General features: G+C 39.9%; 15 protein-coding genes. 10 read left to right on the top strand and 5 right to left on the bottom strand.

Annotated elements, in window-relative coordinates:
• Positions 1-5: 5 nt before the first annotated feature.
• Entirely contained in the window at positions 6-644 is a 639-nt protein-coding gene (locus tag LC115_03320) for a carbonic anhydrase (GenBank protein MCZ2355715.1), read from the top strand.
• A gap of 103 nt (positions 645-747) precedes the next feature.
• On the opposite strand, the gene LC115_03315 is transcribed toward LC115_03320, so the two are convergent.
• The 5 genes from LC115_03315 to LC115_03295 all read right to left on the bottom strand — a co-directional run bounded on the left by LC115_03315 (position 748) and on the right by LC115_03295 (position 5,110).
• Positions 748-1,794 (bottom strand): ABC transporter permease, encoded by a 1,047-nt coding sequence (locus LC115_03315; GenBank protein ID MCZ2355714.1) that lies wholly within the window; start codon positions 1,792-1,794, stop codon positions 748-750.
• Between the two features lie 2 nt (positions 1,795-1,796).
• The gene (locus LC115_03310; protein ID MCZ2355713.1) at positions 1,797-2,630 is read right to left on the bottom strand and encodes a hypothetical protein; all 834 of its coding nucleotides are present in this window, start codon (positions 2,628-2,630) and stop codon (positions 1,797-1,799) included.
• A 5-nt stretch (positions 2,631-2,635) separates the two neighbouring features.
• Positions 2,636-2,794, bottom strand: coding sequence for a hypothetical protein (locus tag LC115_03305; protein ID MCZ2355712.1), 159 nt, complete (start codon positions 2,792-2,794; stop codon positions 2,636-2,638).
• Positions 2,795-2,936: 142 nt separating this feature from the next.
• Positions 2,937-4,121 carry a hypothetical protein gene (locus tag LC115_03300; protein ID MCZ2355711.1) on the bottom strand — a complete coding sequence of 395 codons (1,185 nt, stop codon included), beginning with the start codon at positions 4,119-4,121 and terminating at the stop codon, positions 2,937-2,939.
• A 74-nt stretch (positions 4,122-4,195) separates the two neighbouring features.
• Entirely contained in the window at positions 4,196-5,110 is a 915-nt protein-coding gene (locus LC115_03295) for an FkbM family methyltransferase (GenBank protein MCZ2355710.1), read from the bottom strand.
• Positions 5,111-5,492: 382 nt separating this feature from the next.
• Between LC115_03295 and bcrC the strand changes: the two genes are divergently transcribed.
• The 9 genes from bcrC to LC115_03250 all read left to right on the top strand — a co-directional run bounded on the left by bcrC (position 5,493) and on the right by LC115_03250 (position 17,783).
• Entirely contained in the window at positions 5,493-6,677 is a 1,185-nt protein-coding gene (gene bcrC, locus LC115_03290; GenBank protein MCZ2355709.1) for a benzoyl-CoA reductase subunit C, read from the top strand.
• Between the two features lie 19 nt (positions 6,678-6,696).
• Positions 6,697-7,998: a benzoyl-CoA reductase subunit B gene (gene bcrB / locus LC115_03285; GenBank protein MCZ2355708.1), complete on the top strand. Its 1,302-nt coding sequence runs from the start codon at positions 6,697-6,699 to the stop codon at positions 7,996-7,998.
• Between the two features lie 18 nt (positions 7,999-8,016).
• Positions 8,017-9,441, top strand: coding sequence for an acyl-CoA dehydratase activase (locus tag LC115_03280; GenBank protein MCZ2355707.1), 1,425 nt, complete (start codon positions 8,017-8,019; stop codon positions 9,439-9,441).
• A 31-nt stretch (positions 9,442-9,472) separates the two neighbouring features.
• Positions 9,473-10,330: an acyl-CoA dehydratase activase gene (locus tag LC115_03275; GenBank protein ID MCZ2355706.1), complete on the top strand. Its 858-nt coding sequence runs from the start codon at positions 9,473-9,475 to the stop codon at positions 10,328-10,330.
• A 19-nt stretch (positions 10,331-10,349) separates the two neighbouring features.
• Positions 10,350-12,089, top strand: coding sequence for an AMP-binding protein (locus LC115_03270; GenBank protein MCZ2355705.1), 1,740 nt, complete (start codon positions 10,350-10,352; stop codon positions 12,087-12,089).
• On the top strand, positions 12,082-13,302 hold the full coding sequence (locus LC115_03265) for a 2-hydroxyacyl-CoA dehydratase family protein (protein ID MCZ2355704.1): 1,221 nt from the start codon (positions 12,082-12,084) through the stop codon (positions 13,300-13,302). The genes LC115_03270 and LC115_03265 overlap by 8 nt, the downstream gene beginning before the upstream one ends.
• Complete coding sequence (locus tag LC115_03260; GenBank protein MCZ2355703.1) at positions 13,299-15,134, top strand: 2-dehydropantoate 2-reductase; 1,836 nt, start codon at positions 13,299-13,301, stop codon at positions 15,132-15,134. The genes LC115_03265 and LC115_03260 overlap by 4 nt, the downstream gene beginning before the upstream one ends.
• Before the next feature lie 6 nt (positions 15,135-15,140).
• Entirely contained in the window at positions 15,141-16,520 is a 1,380-nt protein-coding gene (locus LC115_03255) for a tryptophanase (protein MCZ2355702.1), read from the top strand.
• Between the two features lie 66 nt (positions 16,521-16,586).
• Positions 16,587-17,783: a hypothetical protein gene (locus LC115_03250; GenBank protein ID MCZ2355701.1), complete on the top strand. Its 1,197-nt coding sequence runs from the start codon at positions 16,587-16,589 to the stop codon at positions 17,781-17,783.
• The last annotated feature ends 4 nt before the right edge of the window (positions 17,784-17,787 follow it).

Genomic DNA, 17,787 nt, shown 5'->3' with positions numbered 1-17,787 from the left:
GGGATATTGTTATGAACTTTGAGGAAATCTTTCAGAATAATCAAAATTGGATTGCCGAAAAGTTAGCTACGGATTCGGAATATTTTGAAAATTTATCTAAGGGACAATCTCCCGAAATCTTATACATTGGATGCTCTGATAGCCGCGTAACAGCCGAAGAACTCATGGGAGCTGACCCCGGAGAGGTCTTTGTTCATCGAAATATCGCTAACCTCGTTGTTAGCACCGATAATAATCTGAATGCTATCGTTCAATATGCCGTAGAATACTTAAAAGTTAAGCATATAATCGTTTGCGGGCACTATGAATGTGGGGGCATTAAGGCTGCCCTTGAACCAGAAGATATGGGGCAACTCAACAGTTGGCTGCAAACCCTGCGTGATGTTTATAGATTACACCGTGCCGAACTAGATATTATCGAAGATAACCAAAAACGCCTTGATAAAATGGCTGAACTAAATGTCTTAGAGCAATCATTCAATATCATGAAGATTGACCACGTTCAGCGTTCTTGGAGAAAAACAGGCTTCCCAATTATTCACGGATGGATATTTGACGTAAGAACCGGAAAGCTAAAAGACCTAAACATCAGCACAGAATATGAATACAAAGAACTTATGGACATTTATTATCTGTGGGTTTAACGCTGATTGACTTCCTGCGAAATCTTGGTTTTTGGGTTCGGCCATTATGGTTGTAGCCAAAAATAAAAAATAAAACCACATTTTAGGCCGTAAATCACATTTTTCAGGAGATTCTGGGGTCTATAAGGCGGTTTAAAATATCTGCAAAAGTGTTTACGGTAATAAAAATGGTAGCCGACATAACCACGCCTCCTAAGATAACGGGAAAATCATGCTGAAGCATAGCATCAACGGTTAATTTCCCCACACCCAACCAATCAAATAAATATTCAATAAAAAACGCGCCGGATAGCAACGAAGCAAACCAGCCAGAGGTTGCAGTTATCAGCGGATTTAAAGCATTTGGCAAAATGTGTTTGAACCAAATATAGCCTTCACTCAATCCCTTAGCACGGGCTGTTCTGATGTAGTTTTGGTCTAAAACACCCAAACAAGCATCACGAGTCAATTGCAAAATCTGAGATAACGGCCTGATTGCCAAAGATAATGCCGGTAAAACTAAGTATCTGAAATCTATGTGTGTGTCTGCCGAAAAAATATCCCGCTCTATGAGATAGCCGGCAATGGGTAAGTTGGTAATACCCCCTAAATCAATAACAAAAATCCGAATCAGCAAAACAGCCATAAAAAAAGAGGGCGCAGCTATCCCTGCTGTTGTGATGATAATCAGTAACTTATCTAATGTCTTTTGAGCATTCGCAGCAGCAATGCCTCCTAACGGAATCCCTATGAAGATAGCTAATATCAAACTGACAGTTGCTAAGATAAGGGTTCCGGGTAAGCGACTTAGGTATAAATCAATTACTGGGCGGTTACTTTGAAATGACCTTCTTAAATAAGGCCATTTGAGTACCAAAGCCGGTTCAGTAGAAATTATGTTAAGAAAATGATAGTTTCCGGAACTTTGCTGCTTAGAGTCCAACAAAGCAACAGGAGATATATCGTTTAATAAATTACTGTATTGACTAAGCAAGGGTTTATCTAAGCCCAACTCCGCCCGTATTGATTCGAGGGTTGCTAAATCGTTTCGCTGCCCGGCCAGCATCTGTGCTGGGTCTCCAATCCAGTAAAACAAAAAAAATAGTACTGTGATAACCCCAAAAATGGAAATAACTGCTGTGGATAAGGACTTAAAAAGAATAACGAGCATCCTCATCTTCTGAATACCTTCAATGCACGTAGCTGTATTTTGGTTTTCATCTTATCCAATTCAAGCATATCTGGGTGGAGAATATCAAGACCAAAGCGGGCTGTGAGCACTTTATTATATGCTTGGATCATCTTTGCGTGTCTTTTTTCGACTACTTCCGAAGGATATTTTTTTCGGTAATCTGCCCAACGGCGGCCATCTGTAAGAAAATCTTTTATCGGATAAAGGTTACGTTGCTCTATACTTTTATAGCGAAATTTTAAACTTTTGGCAAATACAAAAAACAACAAACTGTATAGCAAGGTAATCGTTATCCCAAAACCGTTATATTGGATAAGACCTGTGTAATAAACCAATAAGAGATTATTGGTCAAAAAACTCAATAACCATCCATAGATAGCGAAAATAATTAGGGCGGCCAAAATCTCTTTGTACTTTCCCTGCTTGGGTAAAAACAGCAGGAGAAAAAGCGACATAGCAGAGAAATATAGCATCGTCAAAATACCGTTGGGATATTCTACCCATAGCCAAAAAAACAAACAGAGATTCAATATCAGTATCAAGATCATCTTTCCGGCAGAATAAAACTTCTGGAAATAGTGTTTGGCAAATTTTCGCCAGCCAATTAGATAAAATATTATTCCGGCTAATGGTATAAAAACAAAATAAGAAGCCTCTGCTGGAAATAGCGCAATGATTCCGCCCACAATAGCCCCTGCTATCGCCATAAAGACAGTTACAGAACTAAAAAGGGTTTTGTCTGTTTGTAAATTAGCCAGATAGTAGCCCAAACTCCCGCCTACTAAAATACTTACAAGAATCAGGATTATCTGCATTGGAGTCAGTCTATTTTGGTTGAATCAACGTCTATAATTTGCTCATCTCTGAATCTGCCGGCTTGTTGTGGTATATCGCCGGATTTAGAGTTTACATAGCTGTTAGCTACGCTGATAAAGTCTTCAGATAAAACTTCTTTTACTTGGGATGCGTGCTTTCTCAAAAAATATCTTGCGAATAGCTTTAGCAATAGCGGGAGCCATAGCGGTATGGTAAGTGCAGCAAACAGAATTAGTAAAAAAAATATTCCAAATCCAATTAGAATCCATTTCAGAATAATCATGGCCGGCCAGTAGTTTTTTAGATTAATTGAAGTCGGTGGTTAGTTTAAACCGAGATATGCGTTTGTTTCCTTTGTCGCAAATATACACAATTTTATTTAGATATGCTACGGCTACCGGCTGTTGAAATTGGACGGGAGCCGTACCTGTTCCGCCAAAAGAAACCCGAATATTTTTTCGGACTGCTGCACTTGGCGGCGGGGTTACTCCTTCTAAACCGGTATTGGTAAACACATAAATAGAATCTTTTTGGCTATCAGCTACAAATAGATAATTGGTGCCGTCTCCGGAATAAGTTAAGCCGGTAGCTTGGCCAAAACGCTGTGGAGAATACAAAAAGCCGCTTGCTTTAGAAGTATCCATAGAACCTAAATCTGCGTTTAAAGAATATTCAAGGCCATCTTGGCCGTTAGTAACACGAATGTTTTGAACGCTCAGGGTTATGAATTTATCACCGGAACTCACAAAGAAATCACGGCTACTGCTCACAAATGGAGTTTGAGGCGGCTGTGCATAAGCCGTAATAGCAAGTGGCTGACGAAAATAATTGTTAAAAGTCCCTTGTGTAGTTGTTACAGACAAAGTTCCTAAAAACACATCATTGGCATCCATCAGTACTATGGAATCATCAGGGCCTCCAAATTGCACCGAAGAATTAGAATTCCCTTTTCTAACAAAATAATAAGAATTATCTGCCAATACGGCGATGTCTCTGATTTCTACGGATAAATCGCTGGGAGAAACTACTGACTTAAAGTAAAATGGATGGATGATTTTTTGGGTGATTCTGGCTCCGTTTAAGCTGTAAGGATACGCCGGTAAAGCTATTCTGAAAATTGCATTTAACGTAATGGGGTTGCCCATAATTACGGTATCAAAGCCGGCTATTGCTAATAAATTTAACTTTCTATCTTGAGCGATGGCTTTTACTTTGGGTAAAGTAAATCGGCTTAACTCCCGCCCGGCTTGGTCATATTGAATAATTTGGTTCGCGCCAGCATCCACCACATACAGCAATTCATCATAACCTGCTAAAACATCTACGGGATTGGCAAAACCCGTTAAAGAAGGCTGAATCGGTATATAAGCCACAATATCATCACCATATTTAGGAACATCAATAAACCCTAAATCTGTTTTTTTGCCCCAAAAGTCTTGACAACCTGAAAATAATGCCAACAATATAATCAGCAGATTAAAGTCTTTCATGGTACAAATTTACGGAACTTTTTCATTCTTGTTTTTAAAGCTGTTTTTCTCTATTCAGAATGTATTTAGAGCCGCTATTTCTTAAAAACAATATTATCTGATTCTAAATTGTTTTTTGATAAATGGGCTTCAATATCACTGATGAATATCAAACTGCCGTCATTTTGAATGATGTTTGGCTTAAAGCCTAACTGCGTTAAGGTATCAGTAGCTTGTTTATGCGGCTGATTGTTTCTTTTGGCTTCTAAGTATTCCATCACAATAACGGGTTTTGAGCCTTCTTTTTTTAGGAGATTCATCCCGCCGTTTATCACAGCGAATTCTCCGCCTTCTACGTCAATCTTGATGATATTAGGAACTTCCCCATATTTGGTTAGTAAGTTGTCTAATGTAAGGGCATCAACCACTACCTTTTTAGTTTTGATTTTTGAAAACCATTTTTCGTTTTCAAATTGAGCTAAGTCAGTTGTATTATATTCTGAATACAAATTAGGTAATTCAAAAAATGAGACCTTTTGATTGTTATCAGACATTGCATTGTGCCGTATGGATATATTAGCATACTGTTCTGTATTTTTTTTCAGAATATCAAAAGTTGAGGTAGATGCTTCAATGGATACAACCTTTCCGCCCGGCCCGACCAATTCAGATGCCAAAATTGAGAAATAGCCATAATGCGCTCCTATATCCCAAAAAGAGTCGTTGTTTTGTAAATTATGAATTAAAAACTTAGCTAACCTAATTTCAGACGGGTGAGACTTGCCTCCAGTTAAGTAAATATCGGTTGAAGCAGGCAAAACTACGTTGATTTTTTTTCCTGTAAATAGTTCACAGCTTACCGATATTTCTTTTTGAAATATCGGATACAAGACGTTTTTTAATACTATCGCATAAATATATCTAATTGGGTTGTGCAGTAACCTGCCCAATTTGGAAGTATTTGATAATGCTTCTACTTGTTCAAGATTTTTTTCTAAGTTTTTTTTCATTAGACATTATATGAACTAAAAGTTCAACTGCAAAGTTGTATATTTTTTTGCTTATAGCAGGAATAGCCACTTAAATGGTTATGAAATTAACACCAGCTTAATAATTAAGTAGATATTTACTTTTTTATCTTTTAGGGTAGCCCTAATATATCATCCATCTAAGTCTTTTGATAGCTAAAGTCAAAGGATTTGGCTATGAATCATTTTATCTTGTTTGTAAGTGATTATTATTTTGTGTAGATTTGCATAGTAAAATGGATTTAACGGTTTTAAGTTATCAAGTAAATTTATCCAACGGATAATTGTTGATAAATTATTTTATAACTGACTGCAAATATCTATTTGGGTCTAAAAACAATGATTTTAATCACGAGAAAGTTATATGCTGGATTTTAAACAACTAATTAAGGAATGCAAAGAGTTAGCGTTTGATTTGAATTTTACACGCGCAAAGCGTTGGAAAGAGGAAGCACCCGGTAGGGTTGTTGTGGGGTATATGCCGGTATATTTTCCCCGCGAAGTGCTGCACGCTGCCGGAGCTTTGCCGGTAGCCATCTTTGGCGGCGGAGATAAAAAACAGGTTATCAGAGGAGATGCCTACTACCAATCATACATTTGCCACATCCCCAGAAGCACTCTTGATATAGTCTTGGACGGCCAAACTGCACATTTTGACGGATATATTTTTCCCTCTATCTGTGACGTAATCCGAAATCTATCCGGAATTTTTAAACTCAATAACATCGGGAAGTTCATCAAATATATGGATTTTCCGCAAAACTTTTTACCGGAAGTAGGCGGTGTATTTTACCAACAAGAAATGCAGCACGTCATGCATTACGTCCAAGAAATTAATAATAAGACCGTTACCACAGCAGATTTAAATCACTCCATCGCTTTATACAATAAAAATCGCCAGCTAATAGAGCGAATTTATGAAATCCGCCAGCATTACCCTTGGCGAATGACTATCGAAGAAGTCTATTATGTACTCAGAGCCGGAACAGTCATTCCGGTAGAAGAACACAATCAGATTTTAGAGCAAGTCTGCAACCACATTGAACAAAATATTGGAGAACCACAGGACAAAGTAAAGGTAGTTATTTCTGGAGCTTTCTGCGAGCAACCGTCAATCGGTCTGATAAAATCTATCGAAGAAGCCGGATGCTATGTAGTTGATGATGATTATATGCTTGGCTCCAGAATGATTCTTGGAGACATTAGCGCTACAACAAACAGCCCCTTAGAAGCTATTGCTCATGCTTACATTTACCAAAGCCAATATTCTTCTTCTATTTATGATGTAAGTAACCCCAAAGAGAACCGTTTAGCAGAAATTGCCAAAAAACGTGGTGCAGACGGGGTTCTTTTTGCCTCAGCCAGTTTTTGCGACCCCAGCCTCTTAGATGCTCCTATCTTCCAAAAGGCTTTTGACAAAATGGGAATCCGCTACATAGCATTCCAATTTAGTGAAAACATCAACCAATATAAAGTAATTAAAGAACAAGTAGGTGCCTTCTCTGATTCTATCAAATTGTGGGAAGACGAATCTGTACATATTTCTTAAAAACCATTTTTTTAAACCAATGAAATCAGAAGTAAAAAAAGAAAATAGCATGATTCTCCAAAAGGAGATGATAGAAGGATTGTTCAATGATTTGGCTAATGCCAAAGCAAACGGGCGTAAAGTATGCTATACTTTTGTGCCGGGTAATTTGTCTGAGCTAATCCGGACATTCGATATGCTGCCGGTTTATCCGGAAATCAACGCGCTGCAAAATGCAATGCGCAAAAAATCTGCTGCATACATCAAAGAGGCAGAAAAACACGCTCATAGTGAAGACGTTTGCACCTACGTAAAATGCGACGTAGGAATGCTCCTAAAAGGAAACATCGGCCCAACCGGCCAAAAACTTCCAGAACCGGATGTCCTCCTGCTCAGCTATACCGGCTGCTTTACTTTCATGAAATGGTTTGAAACACTAAAACGGGAATATCCAGATACCACCGTCATTATGCTGCATACACCATACCAAGAAAATGGCAAAATGACTCCGGAAATGACTCAATATATGGTAAAACAATTCCATGAAGAAGTAATCCCTAAAATGGAAGCCGTTTCCGGTATTAAATTTGATGAAGAAAAGCTAAAAAAGCACTTAGAACTCTCCAAAGAGTCTGAAGACTGGATTACCAAAATCTTTGATACAACCAAACATCGTCCTTCTCCCATAGACGCTTATTTTGCCGGCGTTTACTACATCGGTCCCATCAATATTGGTTTTAGAGGTACTCAAGAAGCGGTGGATTACTACAAGGCATTGTATGCAGAAATTCAAGAAAGAATTCAATTGGGGTTAGGCCCCGTTACCCCAGAAGGTGAAATGAGCGAGGAAAAATACCGCTTAGTGGTAGAAGGCCCACCAAACTGGACAAGTTTCAGAGAATTTTGGAAAATATTCTATGATATGGGAGCCGTAATTGTAGCTTCTTCTTATACCAAAGTAGGCGGCGTTTATGACCTCGGCTGGAGACATAATCCCGAAAAACCCCTCGAATCCCTCGCAGAATATTGCATGAACTGCTATACCAACCTGAACCTCCCCCAGCGGGTAGATTTACTTTCAAAGTGCATTGCAGAATATGGTGCTGACGGCTATGTAACAAACTCAATCAAAAGCTGTAACTCCTTTTCAGCCGGCCAGCTTGCTATGATGCGTGAAATTGAAGACAAATTAGAAGTCCCCGTAGGCTTCATCGAATCTGACCTCGTTGACCCACGATACTTCTCATATTCAAACATTAAAAATAGACTTGAATCCTATTTTCAAATGCTTGCCCAGCGAAAAATGATGAAGGAACTTGCCAACCAACCCTCTAATACATAATTAAAATAGTTGAAAATTATGAAAAAATATTATTTAGGAATAGATCTCGGTTCCACAACTTCAAAATCCGTCATCATTAATGAAAAAGATGAAATTGTAGGGCGCGGTATCACCAATACACGAGCAAACTACAAAATAGCTGCCGACATCGCCCGTGAAGAAGCTATTTATGATGCCCGCTTTACTCTTTTAGAAGAAAAAATTGGTGAAAGCCAAGGCAAACGCCCCGAACTCAAAAAATATATGGAAGACCTAAAAAACGTCTTCAAATACGGACAATTTAAAAGAAGAATGGATAGCCTTGAAAAAATGCTCATCCAAACCGTAGAAAACTTCTCCCACCCAAACAAAGCAGATATTCTAGAAAAACTAAAAATCATTATCGAAAAAATCCGCCCACAAATTCATCATGAATTTATCTACGAAATGCTCGGTACTAAAAATCAATTTTTTAGAGATATCGTTAGTGAAAAATATAATGGAGAAGTTTCCAATATCGGGTCAGAATTCTATGAACCCCTCATACTTGCCTTTGACAAAAGTATCACTCCCACAGAAAACGAAATGGTATCCTATAACTTTAAAGAATTGGTTATAGAATCCATCAAAATCTTAGATGAAAAATATCAGGGATTGGCAGATACCCAAGGTAATAACAACAAAGAAGATTGGTATTATGCTGAATTAAATACTACCAAAGATAACTATGAAACCTTAGCCTATACCTTACGCCAGCATATAGAGGCCATTGCCGATGAGGAAATACCTATTGCGAATATGGTTGGAACGGGTTATGGTAGAGCTTTACTTCCTTTTCCGGAAGACTGCATTAAGTCAGAAATCCTTTGCCACGCCTTTGGTGCGCACGCCGTTTTCCCAAATACCCGAACTGTTTTAGACATTGGCGGGCAGGATACTAAAGCTATTCAAGTAGATAGTTATGGCTTAGTAACCAGCTTCCACATGAATGACCGTTGCGCAGCAGGCTGTGGACGTTATCTGGGTTATATCGCTGACGAATTCGGGCTTTCTCTCAATGAATTAGGTCCAGAAGCCCTTAGCGCAACCCGCGAAACTACTATTTGCTCTACTTGTACCGTATTTGCAGGCTCAGAAGTAAAGGAACTACTAAACAACGGCGAAGAACGCCCTAATATTCTGGCTGGCTTACACAAAGCCATTGTTCAAAGAGCAATGTCCCTAATCGCCCGTTCGGGAGGTGTAAAAAATGAATTTACCTTTACCGGCGGTGTTGCTCGAAATCAAGCTATACTAAAATACGTCAAAGATATGGTTGCAAATACCTACGGAAACCTAACGATGAATATTCATACAGATTCAATCTTTATGGGAGCACTCGGAGCAGCCATGTTTGCCCGTAGAAATATTCAGGTAAATTTACCCAAAGCCCAAAAATCCGAAGTCCGCGAACCCGTTGAATAAAATCAATTAACCTAATCTAAATAAAATACTTATGGAAAAACTAATTTATACAGTAGGCGTAGATGTAGGCGGTAGCTACGTAAAAGCAGTCTTGATGCAGTACGACCACACCGGTGGAGACCATAAACTCATAGATAAACAAACCGAAAAAATCCGCAAAAGAAACCCCAAAGATGTGGTAGTTGATGCAGTAGATATTATCCTCAAAAGGAATAATTTGTCTTATGATAAAGACATTGCCTACTTAGCCTCTACCGGAGAGGGAGAAATGGTAGAAAAGAAAAAAGGCCATTTTTACAGCATGACCTCACATGCGCGCGGCGGGAAATACTTTGCCCCAGAAGCTAAAACAGTTGTTGATATGGGCGGTTTGTATGTGAGAGCTATCAAAGTGGATTCCAAAGGCAAAGTACTGGACTACAAAATGACAGGCCAATGCGCCTCGGGGTCCGGACAATTTATTGAAAATATATCCCGCTACCTCGGCTTAGCTATCGAAGAGGTAGGCGAAATTTCCATCAAAGCAGATAACCCGGACGTTCCGTCTGGAATTTGCGCCGTACTTGCTGAAACAGACGTGATTAACTCGGTATCAAAAGGAATCTCCACTCCTAATATCGTAAAGGGAATCAATCTATCCATAGCCAGCCGGGTCGTAAAATTATTAAGTTCCCTGCGGGCAGAATCCCCCATCGTTCTTGCAGGAGGTATGGGAATGAATATCGGTATGATTCAGGCTATTGAAGAAATTTCTGCCGAAAACAAAAAAAGTACATTTACCTTTATTTCTAACCCCAATGCCATTTACTCCGGCGCAATAGGAGCAGCACTGTGGGGCGGATTCAGATATTATAAACTGAAAGAAAAACAAACTACCTTAGTTGTTTAAAACACAAAATAAACCAACCATGAAGCAACAGTTGGCCAGTGAATATACGCTCGGGCAGGTTATTCCAAATATCGCAATATTACTAAAGCAAAATGCAGAAAAATTTGCGCAAAAGATTGTCTTTCAACAACAAGATGCCTCCGAAAATTATATTGGAATAACTTGGAAGGACTTTTATCAGAACATCATCAACATTGCCTATAACCTCCGCCAAGCAGGATTTCAGGTTGGGGACAAAATGGTGCTCTTTTCACGAAATAACCTGAATATGCTGCAAGTAGAACTTGCAGTTATGGCATCCGGCGGCGTTGCTGTTCCTATCTTTTTTAACTTTAAAAAAGATACGGCAGAGCTACTAATCACTCATGCAGACGCTCAATGGCTAACTGTAGAAGGAGATACACAACTGAACAATATCGGAACCAATTTATCATTAAAAAAAATCTATACCTTTGATGATGATATTGTTACCACCCGTTTTGAACAGTTGGTCCATATTCGGGAGTTGCTAAAACCAGCGAAAGAAAATTATTTGGATACAACCATTACACCGGAAACGATTTGCCTAAATATGTTTACCTCCGGAACGATGGGGACTCCTAAGTGCGTTCAGCTAACCCACCAGAATATCCTTTCTCAGCAGGCTGCTCTCGATATTCTTTGGAACGTTAATGAAGAAGATAGATTCCTATCCTACCTACCTTGGCATCATAGTTTTGGAGGTATTTTTGAGCTATTTACAGCCTTAGCAAAAGGTGCTACCTATTCATTAGAAAGCTCTTATGGCCGAGACCCAAAGATAATTTTTGAAAATTGGAAAAAAGTTCGCCCAACAGTCTTTTTTAGTGTCCCAAAGGTTTACCAAAATCTATTTGAACTAACCCGAGAAAATAAAGAGACCGAAGATATTTTCTTTAACTCCGGCTTAAAATTTATTTTTACTGCTGCGGCTGCTTTACCGGAAAAGTTATCTAATGAATTTGAAAAGAGAAATATTCCGGTAATTGAAGGTTGGGGGCTTACAGAAACATCTCCCTGCTGCACCTTAACCAATCCTAAGCTCAGGCGAGAAACCGGTATGGTTGGAAAACCGATTCCGGGCGTAACTATCAGAATTGCCGATGATGATGAGATTCAGGTAAAAGGCCCTAATGTGATGGTTGGTTATTACAAAAATGACGAAATAAACCGCATCACTTTTACCGAAGACGGCTGGTACAGAACCGGCGATGTTGGCCAAATCACCGAAAACGGCTTGCGCCTAATTTCCCGAAAAGATAGAATTTTTAAACTATCTAATGGCGAAAAAGTGATTCCTACCGACTTAGAAAAAGCCATCGAGCTAAGATGCCACTACGTTCAATATACAGTAGTAGCCGGCAGCGGCGAAGAACATCCCGTAGCATTAATATTTCCGAACAAAAGACTCTTAGACAATCCTGATTACGAATTTACACCGGAAGAAGGTTGCTTTTGCCCCAGAAACCTAAATGAAATGGGTCGCTGCCTAACGGACTGCCTTGATAAAGCCAACAACAGCATCGGCCAAAAATTTGCCAAAGTAAAAGCCGCCGCCATCATCATGGACGAACTCTCCCTCGAAAACAACACACTAACACCGTCATTAAAAATAATTCCCAAAAACGTTGTAGAAAAATACCGCGCCCACTTACTTCGTTTATACGGAGAAAACGTCCCCGCCAACGAAGAAGTGTATATCATTGACCTCAAAAACCACAAAAACACTCATTATGTATAAAATAGCCAGTACCGATATTTTAAAGCAGGTAATGGGCAATTACTTTCGTTCATTAGAATCCGGCGAAAAAAAAATTGCTTGGTGTACCAGCGTTGGTCCTGCCGAGCTACTACGCTCCTTTGGCTTTGAAGTATATTTTCCGGAAAATCACGGTGCATTATTAGGGGCTACCCGCTCCGCAATGGATTATATCCCAGAAGCCGTTAAACGCGGCTACTCAGGCCACGTTTGCTCCTACACCACCGCAGATATAGGTTCTTATCTTAAACAAGAAACCCCCCTGCAAAAACACTATGGCCTAAAAGGAATCCCAAAACCAGACATCATCGCCTATAATACCAATCAATGCCGCGAAGTACAAGACTGGTTTAACTTTTTTGCCCAAGAGTTTAGCTGCCCAATCGTGGGAATCCAACCCCCAAGGCACATTGACCAAGTTACCCAAGAAGAAGTTGAACTTGTTGTAAAACAATTCAAGCGGATGATTCCCGCCTGCGAGCAAGCCAGCGGCAGAAAGTTTGACGAAGACCAGTTTAAAGAAACCGTCCGGCTTAGCAAAGAAGCAACATTACTCTGGCAAAAAGTACTCAAGACATCTACCGCCGATATTGCACCTATCAGCTTTTCTGATGGCACCATTCACATGGGGCCAATCGTAGTCTTACGAGGCACCCAAGTAGCCAAAGACTATTACACAACCCTTTTAGCAGAACTTACTGAAAAAGTTGCTAACGGAGAAGGATTTTTGCCAAAAGCTAAAGTCCGTATTTTTTGGGAAGGAATGCCTATTTGGGGAAAACTTCGGATGCTCAGCGACTTATTTGCCGATAATCAAGCCGCAGTAGTTGCCTCAACATATTGCAGCAGTTGGGTCTTTGATAAATTTGACGAAAACGACCCTTGGAACTCCACAGCGCGCGCCTATACGGAAATTTTTATCAACCGCAGTGAAGCCGCTAAAATGGAAATGCTAACAGATTGGTTCAATGAATATAAAATTGACGGTATCGTCTATCATGATTCAAAAACCTGCTTCAACAATTCCAACGCAAGATTTGGAATGCCCCAACGCCTAAAAGAAAAAAATGGCGTCCCAGCATTGGTCGTTGAAGGAGATTTGTGCGACCTGCGTTTCTTCAGCGAAGGACAAAGTATGACCAAAATAGAAACATTTTTAGAACAACTTATTGAAAACAAGCTAATCCATTCATGAACCTTAAAAACCTGAAAGTCGGAATTATAGGGGCAGGTCCAATCGGTATTATTTTAGCGGCTAAACTCCATGAATCCGGCTGTGAAGCCGCTTTATGTATCAGAAATGAAGTTAAACGCAATAAAATTTTAGAAAACGGCCTTATTTTAGAAAGTGTATTTCAAAGCACCTCTAAGGTAACTGTCTATGAAAAAATAAGCGACTTTGCAGCACTAAATCTTGATTATCTTATCTTCGCCACCAAGTCGTATCAAGTAGATGAAGCACTGCAAGAAGCTGCCAGCCTAAACTCAGAAAAATTGACCGTAGTAATCGCCCAAAACGGAATTGATATAGAAGATATGTTTATTCCAACCTTTGGAGAACTGAAAGTCCTACGAATGGTTGTCAATTTTGCCGGAAATATGGCTACTCCCAACACCGTAAAAGTAGCCTTTTTTAACCCACCTAACTATATCGGTTCTGTTAATGATTCTCAACACACAAAAGCCCAAGAACTTGCTGAACTTTTGACACAAGCTGGCTTGGAAACCAAAGTTGTTGATTCTTTTGCCTTAACCAAACAGGTTTGGCAAAAAACGATTTTAAATGCAGCTTTAAGCCCACTTTGCGGAGTAGGCCGCCTAACGATGGCCGAAGCAATGGCTGACCCAGACACCGCAGAACTTGTTGAACAAATTATCAATGAAGGCTTAGAAGTTGCTGAAAAAGAAAAAATCAGATTCTCCGATGACTTCATCCGCCTGTGTATGCGTTACTTGAAAAAAGGCGGAGACCACTTCCCGTCCCTCGCCCTGGACTTGATCCAAGGAAAACAAACTGAAATAGATTACTTTAACGGGAAAATCGTTGAATACGGACGAAAACACTACGTAAGAACTTCACTAAATTTATCCTTTACCAACATGGTAAAGGCCATGACCAACAAAAATATCATTTCCCGCATACCCGGAAACCAAAACGATGTTTCCCGCCTAATTCTGGGAAAAGGTGTTATCAACAAACAGGCAATTATTACAAACTATAAAAACCAAGATTGCTTTTTAGGGATTGATTTAGGCTCTGCATACGCTAAGTTTTCAGTTGTTGATGAACAAGGAACCGCTGTATTCCAGTATTTCTTACCCACCATGACCAACGATAAACAAGCCTTCAAAAATGTCATGATGGCCATAAATTCTTCTTTTAGAGTAAAATACAGTTGCGCAACCGGCTACGGACGTAAGCATTTTACAGAAACAGATATTGTAAAAACCGAAATCAATTGTGCTGCTGCCGGTGCCTCGGCCTATTATCCCGGTGAAAAAAATATCATAGACATCGGTGGCGAAGACATCAAGGTAATCCGCTGTGATAAAGACAACAGCGTAGAAAACTTTTATATGAACGATAAATGCGCCGCCGGAACAGGCTCTTTTTTAGCCGAAATAGCCGAACGGGCAAATATTAATATCTCAGAAATGAGCAACTTAGCAGCCTTGTCTAAATATGACAAAGAACTAAACAGCTTCTGCACCGTTTTTGCCAAAACAGAAATTATGAACTGGATTTTTGACGGAATGAAATTAGAAGACATCGCCCGAGGTATTTATATCTCAATTGCCAATAGAGTTGCTAAAATGCGCCTTGACCCCGGAATACCAACCTATATGATAGGCGGCGTAATCGCTCACCACCCCTTTTTGAAAGATATTTTAAATGAAAAATTTAAGAAAGACATCAAAATCATCCAAAATCCACAATTTATAGTTGCTTTCGGCGCAGCCACTATCGCGAAACAAGTTTTTCAAAAACAACACAGCCCAAAACTCGAAACAACAATATCTAAATAATAATTGATGAAGCACACCGTAATCATAGAGCCATTCAAAATCAAATCCATAGAGCATATCCAGATGAGTACCGAAGCAGAACGTATTCAGTATCTGCAACAAGCTCATTACAATCCATTTTTGCTAAATTCTGACCAAGTAATCATTGACTTTTTAACTGATAGCGGAACTTCTGCTATGAGTGCTGAACAATGGGCAGGCATAATGCTGGGCGATGAATCCTATGCTGGTTCTAAATCTTGGCACAAAATGGAAAATGCCGTTCGTCATTTAACTGGGCACGAATTTATTTTGCCTACCCACCAAGGGAGAGCTGCCGAACGCATCTTATACAGCCATTTAGGGGGAAAAGGAAAATATTTTATCAGCAACACGCATTTTGATACGACACGAGCAAATATCGAATTTTCCGGTGCTGAAGCTATTGATATTCCGATTTCGGAAGCAAACGATTCGGCACTCATTCATCCATTTAAGGGAAATTTAGACATAAGCCGTTTAGAATCCTTAATTCTTGAAAAAGGTGCTGCAAATATCGCTGCTGTGATTATTACAGTTACGAACAATAGCGGCGGCGGCCAGCCGGCAAGTATGCAAAATATGCGTGAGGCACATCATGTTTGCAAAAAACACAACGTATTGCTGCTATTAGACTGCTGCCGTGTTGCCGAAAATGCCTACTTCATCAAACACAGAGAACCCGGCTTTGAAAACAAATCTTATGAAGAAATTGCCCAAGAAATGTTTTCTTACACGGACGGATCAGTAATGAGTTCCAAAAAAGATGCCTTAGTGAATATGGGAGGCTTTTTATCCCTTAGAGATAAAACACTGGCAGATGCCTGTAGAAATCTATTAATCATTACGGAAGGTTTTGCTACCTACGGTGGATTATCCGGCAGAGATATGGAAGCCTTAGCAATCGGCCTCCAAGAGATTTTTAGCCCAAGTTATTTAGAATACCGCATTAAAAGCACTACCTATTTAGGAGAACACCTTCATAAATTAGGGATTCCAGTTATGATGCCAATAGGTGGCCATGCTGTTTACATAGATGCCAAAAAACTTTATCCGCATATTCCGCCACATGAATATCCCGGGCAAGCATTGGTAGCTGAACTTTATCTCAAAGCCGGTATCAGATGCGTAGAAATCGGGTCGGTTATGTTTGGAAAATATGATGAAAACGGAAAATTAATTCCCGCCTCAATGGAACTCGTGCGTTTAGCCATTCCCCGAAGAGTTTATACCCAAAGCCATATAGAATATGTTATCGAAACCTTTTCAGAGATTTTGAAGGAAAAAGATACCGTTAAAGGCTATAAAATCACGGAAGAACCGCCATTTTTAAGACATTTTACAGCTAAGTTTGAAAGATTAAGCTAATAAAAACTAATCTTTGCCAACTATACAATAACACCCAAAAACATCGAATTTTAGCGTTTTTTAAATATGAAAGAAGTTCAATCTGTTTTTCCACGAGCTTATCTACCTTATGGAACTTGGGGAAGCAGTTTTTTCCCGGCGTGGCAGAGTTCCCCGCTGGCAGAGGTAAACATTGGCCAGTTTGCCGGAGAAGCTATGGCCAGAATTATGGGAAAAAGAAATGTATCTACCAGCCATCTGGATTATCTGATAATTGGTTCTACTGTGCCGTGGCATTTTAAGTTTTGGAATGCTACCGTAGTAGCTAACTGTGTCGGAAGACGTATTCCCGGCTATCACATAGAGCAAGCCTGCGCAACCGGATTGCAAGCCGTTGTGTTAGCTGCCGGCCAAGTTCAATCGGGAGCCAGCGATACCGTAGGCGTTTTGACATTTGATAGAACCAGCGACTCACCCGTAGGCGTTTTCCCAGAAAGAAGAGCCTACCGAAGAACCGAAGTCATTAGCGACGTTTGGGATAACTTTGGCTTTGACCCCTCCACCGGAAAAGCAATGATAACCTCTGCCGGAACCGTAGCCAGAAAATATAAAATTGACCGCAGAGAAATAGATGAACTAACAGCCTACCGCTATGAACAATATTTCAACGGAAAACAATCCGGATTCCTCAACAAAGTAACTGTGCCGCTTGATGTGTTAAATATTCAAGGGAAGCCACTTGGAAAAATTGATGATGATTTAGGAGTTCGAAAAATTTCTTTAGAAACATTACGTGCTATGCGTGAACTTGACTCTTGCGTAACCGGCGGTTCCCAAACCCATGCCTCAGACGGTATGGCTACACTGTTAGTAACTTCAAGAGAAAAAGCAAAACAACTAAGCCGTAAGCCAGAAGTAGAAATCACTTTTATAGCCAAAACAGAAATTCGGGTAGGCGTATCTTGTATGCCGGAAGCTCCGGCACTCGCCGTCCAAAAGCTATTACTCCAAACGGGGCTCACCTTAGAAGATATGGCGGTCGTAAAAGACCACAATCCTTTTGCTGTAAATGATGCCGTTTTTGCCAAAGTGATGAACTATGACTGGAAAAAGATGAATAACAACGGGAGTCCGCTTGTTTTTGGTCATCCACAAGGGCCAACCCTAACCCGAGTTGTTATCGAAGCCTTAGAAGAAGCCGTTGAGTTAGGTGGCGGTTATGTATTGATTTTTGGCTGCGCCGCAGGAGATGTCGGAATTGCCGCTATTTTTAAAGTAAACTAACAAA

It is taken from the genome of Bacteroidia bacterium, from assembly GCA_026932145.1.
In the GTDB taxonomy this organism is placed as follows: Bacteria; Bacteroidota; Bacteroidia; order J057; family JAIXKT01; genus JAIXKT01.
This window is presented reverse-complemented; position numbering and strand designations above follow the sequence as displayed.

Excerpts from the sequence above, each read along its gene's own strand:
- LC115_03315 (MCZ2355714.1), bottom strand. The coding sequence starts at position 1,794 with ATGCTCGTTATTCTTTTTAAGTCCTTATCCACAGCAGTTATTTCCATT.
- LC115_03310 (MCZ2355713.1), bottom strand. The coding sequence starts at position 2,630 with ATGCAGATAATCCTGATTCTTGTAAGTATTTTAGTAGGCGGGAGTTTG.
- LC115_03300 (MCZ2355711.1), bottom strand. The coding sequence starts at position 4,121 with ATGAAAGACTTTAATCTGCTGATTATATTGTTGGCATTATTTTCAGGT.
- LC115_03295 (MCZ2355710.1), bottom strand. The coding sequence starts at position 5,110 with ATGAAAAAAAACTTAGAAAAAAATCTTGAACAAGTAGAAGCATTATCA.
- bcrC (MCZ2355709.1), top strand. The coding sequence starts at position 5,493 with ATGCTGGATTTTAAACAACTAATTAAGGAATGCAAAGAGTTAGCGTTT.
- bcrB (MCZ2355708.1), top strand. The coding sequence starts at position 6,697 with ATGAAATCAGAAGTAAAAAAAGAAAATAGCATGATTCTCCAAAAGGAG.
- LC115_03280 (MCZ2355707.1), top strand. The coding sequence starts at position 8,017 with ATGAAAAAATATTATTTAGGAATAGATCTCGGTTCCACAACTTCAAAA.
- LC115_03275 (MCZ2355706.1), top strand. The coding sequence starts at position 9,473 with ATGGAAAAACTAATTTATACAGTAGGCGTAGATGTAGGCGGTAGCTAC.
- LC115_03270 (MCZ2355705.1), top strand. The coding sequence starts at position 10,350 with ATGAAGCAACAGTTGGCCAGTGAATATACGCTCGGGCAGGTTATTCCA.
- LC115_03265 (MCZ2355704.1), top strand. The coding sequence starts at position 12,082 with ATGTATAAAATAGCCAGTACCGATATTTTAAAGCAGGTAATGGGCAAT.
- LC115_03260 (MCZ2355703.1), top strand. The coding sequence starts at position 13,299 with ATGAACCTTAAAAACCTGAAAGTCGGAATTATAGGGGCAGGTCCAATC.
- LC115_03255 (MCZ2355702.1), top strand. The coding sequence starts at position 15,141 with ATGAAGCACACCGTAATCATAGAGCCATTCAAAATCAAATCCATAGAG.
- LC115_03250 (MCZ2355701.1), top strand. The coding sequence starts at position 16,587 with ATGAAAGAAGTTCAATCTGTTTTTCCACGAGCTTATCTACCTTATGGA.